This window comes from Dellaglioa sp. CoH-55-MRSF-8, assembly GCF_056782195.1.
The window spans coordinates 1-280 of the sequence record NZ_JBXAYH010000178.1 but is presented as its reverse complement, the minus strand read 5'-3'; the positions used below and the strand labels follow the sequence as shown (position 1 = coordinate 280).

The window sequence follows — 280 nt, the reverse complement described above, 5'->3', positions numbered from 1 at the left end:
ACCTCTTCCAGCGGAATTCCGTACTTCAGGGCTTCGCTTCGGTTGTACACATTCATGTCCCCGAGCCAGTCTGCGATCATGACCAGCGCCTGTCGATCGATATTCTCTGCGATGTTCTGTTTAAAGAGCGCGTCCGGATCGTCGTAATGAACTTCGGCGGCCAGCGCGATAGTAGGGGTGAGCATCGATGCCATCAACGCGATCAGATCAGATGCGCGTTTGCCCGCCACGCCAACGCGATCACACAGCGCCATCAATTGCTCGGTGGTCGGGCTCTTTC

General features: G+C 56.4%; 1 protein-coding gene. It reads right to left on the bottom strand.

What is annotated here, in order from left to right; translation table 11 throughout:
• Positions 1-280 (bottom strand): hypothetical protein (locus tag AC1RPW_RS08410; RefSeq protein ID WP_481769511.1); only part of this gene is annotated, 280 nt, incomplete at both ends.